The sequence below is a fragment of the Chryseobacterium sp. CG10_8 genome, from assembly GCF_058117085.1.
This window is the reverse complement of the sequence record NZ_JBYVEB010000213.1, coordinates 1-1,893: the sequence shown is the minus strand read 5'-3', so window position 1 is coordinate 1,893 and position 1,893 is coordinate 1. Positions and strand designations below refer to the sequence as shown.

Sequence of the window (1,893 nt, the reverse complement as noted above, 5' to 3'; positions counted from 1 at the left end):
CCGTTTCAACTATTTTCTTTAATTTAGTTTCACGAAAAAAGCAATTGCTAAGGTTGGTCTTAGTTGTACTTTTCAGGTGTAAAAGCCCGCACTTCGGCAATACTTTTTCGTTAGCAGAAATGTTAAAAGAACTATTCAAAAAAAATAGCATTTATGAAATTAAAGATATTTACTTTTTTTTTAGTACTACTAAATTCACAAATAATCTTCTCACAAAATAAATTATCAGAAACAGAAAAACTAACAAGTCTGTGTAAAATTTGGGGATTTCTAAAATATTACCATCCAAATGTTTCAAAAGGGGCATATAATTGGGATGAAGAATTATTCAAAATTCTTCCAAAAGTTGACAAAGCAACAGATAAAAAAAACACTATCTGCTGTTTATATAAATTGGATTTTGGAGTTAGGTGAAATACCAAAATGTAAATCCTGTTCAGCAGGAAAAGAAGATTATTTCATTGAAAATTTTGATTTGAAATGGACTGAAAATAAAAATCTTTTTAGTAATAAACTTATAAAAAAATTAAAAGAAATTGAAAAGAATAGAAATCAAGGAAATAATTTCTATGTAGTTCCGGCGGAAAAAATAGGAAATGCAGTGTTTCAAAATGAACCCACATATTCAAAAGTAAATTGGCGGGATAAGAATTTTAGGTTGATTTCATTATTCCGATACTGGAATTTTGTTGAATATTTTTTCCCTTATAAATATCAAATGGATGAAAATTGGGATTTTGCTTTAGACGTTTTATTGCAAAAATTTCTTAACGTAAAATCTGCTACAGATTACTATTTGGCAAATTTAGAAATGATTACAAAAGTTGATGATAGTCATGCCTATTACGTAACATGGGAAACTAACAATTACTTTGGATTCAAATGGTTGCCAATAAAATTTGAATTAATTAACGATGGAGCTGTTGTTTCAGGATATTTTGATAAAGAACTTGCTGAAAAAGATGATTTGAAAGTTGGTGATGTTATCACAAGAGTGGATGGCAAAACTATTGGCGAAATTTTCAACGATAAAAAGAAATTCATAAATGGTTCAAATATTTCTCAAAAGAGAAAAAATGCGAGGCATGCAATTTTTAATGGAAGCACCGATTCAGTAAAAATAAGTTTTACGAGGAACAATAAAGTAGCCGAAAAAACTGTTCATCGATTTCTTTTCAAAAATTTTAAACAAGAAGCAAAAAAAAATACTGTAAAGTATGAAATATTATCTCAAAATATTGGATATGTCAACTTGGGAATTCTTGATAAGCAAGACATACCAATAATGATGGATTCTTTGATGAATACTAAAGCAATTATTTTTGATATTAGAAATTACCCCAAAGGAACAAATTATTTACTCTCTGAATATATTTGCTCAAAAGAAAAAGAGTTTTTCAAAGTGATGGTACCCAATCTAAAGTATCCAGGAAAGTTTATTTGGGTAGATGCGGACGCTAAAAGCGGAAAAGAAGGACAATTGCAATATAAAGGAAAAGTTATTTTACTTGTTGACGAGAAAACACAAAGCCATGCAGAATTTACTGCAATGACTTTGCAAGTGGGCGACAATGTCACAACAATCGGAAGGCAAACTTCGGGAGCAGACGGAAATGTCACAAAGTTTAGGACAGTTGATAACCACGATACAGCATTTACAGGTATTGGAATATTTTACCCTGATAAAAGTATTTCACAAAGAGTTGGAGTTAAAATCGACATTTTAGTTTCAAAAACCGCACGTGATGTGGAACTACAAAAAGACGAAATTTTAGAAAGAGCAATAACTTTCATTGAGAGTGGGAAATAACACTTCTGCTAACAGTGTATTAGCAAAAGCGGGCTTGAATTCTTGAATTGAAAATTTGAATATTCTTCGTCGCCACTGCTTTT

1 protein-coding gene is annotated in these 1,893 nt (G+C 30.3%); it reads left to right on the top strand.

Features of this window, described 5'->3' with window-relative positions; genetic code table 11:
* The first annotated feature begins 289 nt into the window (after nt 1-289).
* Nucleotides 290-1,810 carry a S41 family peptidase gene (locus AC4AGG_RS16265; protein WP_489773073.1) on the top strand — a complete coding sequence of 507 codons (1,521 nt, stop codon included), beginning with the start codon at nt 290-292 and terminating at the stop codon, nt 1,808-1,810.
* Nucleotides 1,811-1,893: the final 83 nt, after the last annotated feature.

Bases quoted from the DNA above. Each gene is read 5' to 3' on its own strand.
- AC4AGG_RS16265 (WP_489773073.1), top strand. From the start codon at position 290: ATGTTTCAAAAGGGGCATATAATTGGGATGAAGAATTATTCAAAATTC.